Source organism: Niallia sp., from assembly GCF_031978665.1.
Lineage (GTDB): Bacteria > Bacillota > Bacilli > Bacillales > Cytobacillaceae > Niallia.
On the sequence record NZ_DALZDK010000027.1, the window covers coordinates 13,543 to 15,655 of the forward strand.

The following is a 2,113-nucleotide window of genomic DNA, read 5'->3' on the forward strand; positions in this document are numbered from 1 at the left end:
TGTTCCTCATAACGGGCCATCATCGTTTTATAAAGCTCGTCTGCTTTGTCTTTCAACTGTTTATCTTCTTTTTTCTCAAGGTCTTCCATATCCGTTTTAATTGTCTCAAACTTTTCTTGCGACTGTTTTATACTTTCTGCTTCTTTTTCCATATATTCTTTTCTCTTAGCAATGGATTCAATAGCCTCATCCGATAATTTTGTGATTTCATCCATATCTTCTAAACCAAGACTGATTATTTTTGAATAAATGTCTTGTTCTTTCTTCTCTAATGTCACAAGTGGCTCTTGTTGTTCCTCAAAGCCAAATTCAATTTCAACCACTTCTTCTAGTTTTTCATACATCTTCTCACTCGGAGATTGAAAATTACATCCGGCAGCAATCATTGCAAATACCATGATTGTACTAATTAGAATACTTTGTTTCATCTGTTTCCTCCTCACTTTCTTATAACTATATCTTATTCTTCTGTATTTTTACAATAACGGTTGCTTGATAAGTACTTCCTTTCCCTTTGTTTACTCAAAGTAAAAAATCAATAACTTTAAGATACGGGTATATATTATAAACATATTAGCCTGTCCTATAATATATTATGGGTATATATAATTATCTTATTGCATAAAGTACTATTCTCCTATATTAACTTTTTATTCTTTCTCTGTTAGACTACTTTATAGACAGATACAAGGAAGTGATTACGTTGATTACAATGGAAGATATTATTCGCGATGGACATCCGACATTAAGAAAAGTGGCCACGGAAGTTACAATACCACCCAGTCAAGAAGAAAAAGACATTCTGAAATGCATGCTGGAATATGTAATAAATAGTCAAGACCCTGAATTAGCTGAAAAGTATGGTTTAAGAGGTGGTGTAGGTTTAGCTGCTCCTCAAATAAACGTTTCAAAACGAATGATTGCAGTGCATGTTAAAGATGAAAATGGCAAGCAATATAGCTATGCTCTTTTCAATCCTAAAATTATCAGCCATTCGATTGAAAAAGCGTATCTAACAACAGGGGAAGGCTGCCTATCTGTAGATGAAGCTATTCCAGGATTTGTGCCACGATATGCAAGAATCACATTAAAAGGAATCAATCTAGACGGTAAAGAAGTGAAATTACGGCTCAAAGGCTTACCAGCTATTGTATTTCAACACGAAATTGATCATCTTAACGGCGTCATGTTTTATGATCATATTAATGAAAACGATCCTTTTCTTCCTATTGATAATGCAATCTCTGTGGAAAGATAAGCTGAAGCTTGCCTTCTTCCCTTTCTGGTTCGATCATTTAACAAAATAGATCTTTCGAGCCTCTTTTCCTCCTTTTTGTCTCCAAAAGCAATTACAGTAAAAAGAAGTATTTCTCCTTATTTCCCCTCCTTATGTGAGGGGATCTCTAAATCCTTTTTTTCAATTCCTCGCTAACAAGCAAATGCCTTTTTTGTAATTCCCAACATTATCCATGAGAATCCTCCAAAAAAATTCATATACTATTAATATAAAAGGCTGTTTTCAAAAGTTTGTTATCTATGATTAAGACTATTCCTCATATAAAAGTCGCAGAAGCCCATCAACGGCTTCATATTAACTGAGTAACACACTTTGAAAAAAGCCAAATAAAGAACGAACCATTCAATGTTAAATAGATAATGTAAAATCACCTTCAATTTTAATAGAAAGAAACCGTAAAAATCACCATCCCATAAAACTATTTTTTTACAAAACGAATATAAAATGAGAAGATGACTTTACTTTGTACAAGAATGGTTTAAAATAGAATTAAGGAGATGATCCACTATGTTAAAGAAGCTAAGAAAAAAGCTTTTAAAACAGTGGAAAGATTTACTGCGTAAAAAAACAATAGCTTAAAAATTGAAGGGTATTCTTATGGTCCGACCTATGCCACGCTTTGTTAAATATAGTGGTTATTATACCACTATATAAACCAAGCTTAGTGGTATTGAGTCTGACCTTTTATTTTATAACGATTTCATAAAGGGTATTCTACATAATATAGTTGCTTATCTATCTAAAACAATGGATGATACGATTGCTATTAAAAGAAAAAACATGAAAAACATGTTATTTTTTTATATAATAAATTTC

Annotated in this window: 2 protein-coding genes; one reads left to right on the top strand and one right to left on the bottom strand. The window is 32.1% G+C overall.

Going from position 1 to position 2,113, the window contains the following annotated elements; genetic code table 11:
* Positions 1–428, bottom strand: a 428-nt coding sequence (locus tag RTL21_RS15115; protein WP_312096875.1) for a YkyA family protein, incomplete at its 3' end; no start/stop codon positions are given.
* A 275-nt stretch (positions 429–703) separates the two neighbouring features.
* Between RTL21_RS15115 and def the strand changes: the two genes are divergently transcribed.
* Complete coding sequence (gene def, locus RTL21_RS15120; protein ID WP_312096877.1) at positions 704–1,258, top strand: peptide deformylase; 555 nt, start codon at positions 704–706, stop codon at positions 1,256–1,258.
* Positions 1,259–2,113 lie beyond the last annotated feature (855 nt).